This window comes from Mycobacterium sp. UM_Kg1, assembly GCF_000972925.1.
GTDB lineage: Bacteria > Actinomycetota > Actinomycetes > Mycobacteriales > Mycobacteriaceae > Mycobacterium > Mycobacterium hiberniae.
In genome coordinates this window covers 1-304 of the sequence record NZ_JRMK01000372.1, presented here as the reverse complement: position 1 = coordinate 304, position 304 = coordinate 1, and the positions used below count along the sequence as shown (strand labels likewise).

Sequence of the window (304 nt, the reverse complement as noted above, 5' to 3'; positions counted from 1 at the left end):
AGGAGAACATTCTGATGTCGCAGATTATGTACAACTACCCGGCGATGCTGGCGCATGCCGCGGAGATGAACACCTACGCCGGGACGTTGCAGGCCGTGGGTGCTGATATCGCCAGTGAGCAGGCGGCGTTGTCGGCGGCGTGGCACGGCGATACGTCGATGACGTATCAGGCGTGGCAGGCGCAGTGGAACCAGGCGATGGAGGAGTTGGTGCTGGCGTATCGGGCGATGGCCACCACGCACGAGACCAACACCTTGATGATGAACGCGCGCGACACCGCCGAAGCCGCCAAGTGGGGCTGACG

Annotated in this window: 1 protein-coding gene; it reads left to right on the top strand. The window is 63.2% G+C overall.

The window, feature by feature from the left end; all coding sequences use genetic code 11:
* Positions 1-14 precede the first annotated feature (14 nt).
* Positions 15-302: a WXG100 family type VII secretion target gene (locus LI92_RS21580; protein WP_046322721.1), complete on the top strand. Its 288-nt coding sequence runs from the start codon at positions 15-17 to the stop codon at positions 300-302.
* The last annotated feature ends 2 nt before the right edge of the window (positions 303-304 follow it).